Genomic DNA, 1,703 nt, shown 5'->3' on the forward strand with positions numbered 1-1,703 from the left:
GGCACCCGGGGCCGTCGGTGAGCCAGGAAGGCCACCCGCTGCGAGCACAGCCACCCTGGTTGCCCAGGCCCCGCCGACATGACCGGCAAGGTCGCCTGACGTGGGGATCAATCGCGTCGGCATCACTCTCCCTCAATCACTGACCGGCACCTGCGTTTCCGCCATGGCGTGCCGCATGATGTTCACATAAGCGGTGATCATTGCCAGGAATGCGGCGCCGTGCGCGTAGAGGACGCAGGTGCTTCGCGCGGCTGCAGACATCATAAATACGAACATGCGGTTGATTTCCCCGTAGGCGTGCGCGGCATCATTGGTTACGCCTTTGGCCAGATCGTGCATCGCCTTGATGGCGTGCGCCGCCTCGGGGACAGGGCACTCTTCAGCGAGCTGCCCGAGCGTGGACACGGCCGTATCGATCAGCAGGTCGCAGGCGCATTCGCCGGTAGGTACTGAGGGCGGTGTCCTGGTGGAGGATTGGGCTAATTCGAGCGCGATGTTGGCCACCGTAGAGGCTGTCACCTGCCGACACAGGCCGGTGCAGCCGGAATGGACTCGAAAGGCCTTCGACGTGGCCTCGAGCATTGCATAGCGACGCATGAGCATGCCGGCGGCGAAGCAGCCCATGCTCGTGGACCCTGCGGAAATGGAGATTTTGTTCAGATCGCAGACTAGGGCAGTGAGTGAGATGACGTCTTCGATCAGTGTCAGCAGCCGTTCCTGCCACGTTTCCCCTTGCATAAGCCACAGCATGGAGTGCTGGGTTTCGTGCATCAGGTCGCGGAGTGCGCTGTACATGGCATTCCCGTATGTCACGTACACGTTGTACATGACTTCTTGTTCGACGGTGAGGTCGATGTCCAGAATGGCGACACGGGTCGCCTGGGTCCACAGGCAGGCGGCCATAATGGTATCGAGCGTGCTGTCGCCACTATAGGTCTCGTCGTAGTGTTCGGAGCATTTGCAGATCCCGAGGACGCAGCGGAACATGTGCCATACGCCGATGATTCCCGCGCGATGCCCGTATTCGCTGCCACACAGGGAATTCATGTCATATTCTCTGTACCATTCACAGTCCGGCCCGATCGCTTTAACGGCCCAGCCGAAAGCGTAGAACTTCACATCGTCCGGCGCACGGTTGTGACTCATGACACTGTGGAAGCACAGGCCCTCCACATCGCCCGGATAGTTATTGAACCCTCCCAGTTTCACCAGAAGATCGGAGTTCTCGGGTAGCCCGGTCTCCGTGAGTTTCTGGCCTTGGGCGAGGGAAGTGAGTGCCTCAAGCTTCGGTATGGACTGGCAGTGGGATTTCGCGCTCGTACAGTCCAACACCATTTTGTTCAGCAGCATGGCCAGGGCTCGCTGTTCCCCCGGGGGACACGGCACAATACGCCCGGTCATGTCCTCGTTGGCTAGTTTCTGCCGGGCGGCCTGGATAGCCGCCCGGGTGAACGGCATCGTCTGCCGCCCGCTGGTGTCAGCAGTTGACCATGCCTGTGCCCACGGCACCCCTTCGAGTTGAAGGCTGCTGTTGATTCCCATCCACACGCCTTTAATCTCTTTGATGATCGCGGCGCGCTCCAGTGTGACGCGGTGCTGCGAACCTGTTGCCACCAGCCGGTAGCGTTCGTACTCGCCGGTGCTGTGCACTGTGCTCATGACGGCTCTCCCTGCCTTCTTGTACGCATCCCGCGGCTCAACTG

At 60.6% G+C, this 1,703-nt stretch carries 1 protein-coding gene; it reads right to left on the reverse strand.

The features are described from left to right. Window positions 1–132: 132 nt before the first annotated feature. Window positions 133–1,659: a hypothetical protein gene (locus ACIBEA_RS44520; protein WP_399270285.1), complete on the reverse strand. Its 1,527-nt coding sequence runs from the start codon at window positions 1,657–1,659 to the stop codon at window positions 133–135. Between the last annotated feature and the right edge of the window lie 44 nt (window positions 1,660–1,703).

The organism is Streptomyces sp. NPDC051555 (assembly GCF_044454405.1).
Classification (GTDB): domain Bacteria; phylum Actinomycetota; class Actinomycetes; order Streptomycetales; family Streptomycetaceae; genus Streptomyces.

What these genes read in the sequence shown, in the direction of transcription:
- ACIBEA_RS44520 (WP_399270285.1), bottom strand. Translation starts at nt 1,659, where the DNA reads ATGAGCACAGTGCACAGCACCGGCGAGTACGAACGCTACCGGCTGGTG.